We start from the raw sequence: 1,153 nt of genomic DNA, 5'->3' as shown, positions 1-1,153 counted from the left end.
GTACCGCCGCGGCTACCCACCACAGGCCGTCGACGCGCTGCAGGATGCCTTCGGCCTCGGTTCGGACGACGTGGTCCTGGACCTCGGCTGCGGCACCGGCCAGCTCGCCCTGCCCCTGGCCGACCGGGTCCGGTCCGTCATCGGCATGGATCCGGAACCCGACATGCTCCGCCTCGCGGGCGACGCGGCGGCCGAACGGGGCATCGGCAACGCGACGTGGATACTCGGCGGCGACCGCGACGTCCCCGCCCTCCGGGCCCTGCTCGGCCTGAACTCATTGGCGATGACCGTGATCGGCAATGCGATCCACTGGATGCGGCACGACGAGCTGTTCGACGCGCTCGTCCCACTCCTGCGGCCCGGCGGCGGAATCGCCGTCGCGGCCAACGGCACCCCGCTCTGGCTCCAGGAGAACAGCTGGTCACCGGCTCTCCGGGCCGGTCTGGAACGGTACTTCGGCACCGTCCTGGCGCCGTCGTGCGGCACCCTGGCCCAGGACCGCGACCAGTACCGGCAGGCCTTGCGCGCGGCCGGCCTCGCCGAGGTCCGGGAGATCGTCGTCGAGTACACCGACGAACTCACCCTGGAGCAGATCGTCGGCGGCGTCTGCTCCGCCGTCCCGGCCGACCGGCTGCCCGCGCCCGAGGACCGCCCCGCGTTCGCGGAGTACATCCGGCAGTGCCTGCCCGCCGACCAGGACACGTTCACCGAACACGTGCGGGTCGCGATCCTCACCGCCCGCGCCTGACGACCCGCGCCCCAGCGCACACGGCACCGGCCGCCCGGCCCCGGGGAGGGGGTCGGGCGGCCGGTGTGTCCCAGGGGCCCGTTCCCCGGCCGCCTGCCGGGGAAAGGGTGGACCTGCGCGGCCCGGGTCACGGGGCCGGCATCAGGGGGCCGAGGGTCAGTAGCGGGAAGTGACGGTCACTCCGTTGAAGCCCTCCTCCGCGAGGAGGCTGAAGTAGACGTAGCCGGTCGGGGGGTTGGTGATGGTCAGGGTCTCGGTGTTGCCGGCCTTGGCCGAGCGGGTGACGTAGCTGTTCTTGGTCGCCCAGTTGCCCCAGTCGTAGTAGAGGTCGGCGTTGCCGGTGCCGCCACTGGTGCTGACGGTGATGTTCTGCGTGCCGGCCGGCACGTAGAGGTAGAAGTGGGC

The 1,153-nt window shown here is 72.4% G+C and carries 2 protein-coding genes; one reads left to right on the top strand and one right to left on the bottom strand.

Features of this window, described 5'->3' with window-relative positions:
- Positions 1-748 (top strand): class I SAM-dependent methyltransferase (locus VR45_RS28365; RefSeq protein ID WP_045942704.1); only part of this gene is annotated, 748 nt, incomplete at its 5' end.
- Between the two features lie 156 nt (positions 749-904).
- On the opposite strand, the gene VR45_RS28360 is transcribed toward VR45_RS28365, so the two are convergent.
- On the bottom strand, positions 905-1,153 hold a 249-nt coding region (locus VR45_RS28360), incomplete at its 5' end, for a PPC domain-containing protein (protein WP_045942703.1).

Source organism: Streptomyces sp. NRRL S-495 (assembly GCF_000966955.1).
GTDB classification, from domain to species: domain Bacteria; phylum Actinomycetota; class Actinomycetes; order Streptomycetales; family Streptomycetaceae; genus Kitasatospora; species Kitasatospora purpeofusca.
This window is presented reverse-complemented; position numbering and strand designations above follow the sequence as displayed.